A 245-nucleotide genomic window follows, 5' to 3' on the forward strand; every position below is an offset into this window, starting at 1 on the left:
TAAAAAAAGCCGCGGCGTACTTCGCCAAGGGATGACGGCGAAGTACGCGTTCATGCGTGAGCATCTGAAGCATTTCAGGCTGACCGCAATGTGTCGAGTCCTTGGGGTTAACCGCAGTGGCTACTACGCATGAGCGGGTAATCCAGACAGACCGCGTCGTCGTGAAGATGATCGCCTTCGCGGCCTCATCAAGCACGCCTGGCTGGCGAGCGGCACGGTCTATGGCTACCGCAAGATCACGCGTG

General features: G+C 58.4%; 1 pseudogene. It reads left to right on the forward strand.

Annotated features, from left to right (window positions below):
- Nucleotides 1–245 (forward strand): annotated as a pseudogene (locus RZA67_RS16425) (IS3 family transposase); the annotation flags it as partial.

This window comes from Stenotrophomonas sp. C3(2023), from assembly GCF_032911385.1.
Classification (GTDB): Bacteria; Pseudomonadota; Gammaproteobacteria; order Xanthomonadales; family Xanthomonadaceae; genus Stenotrophomonas.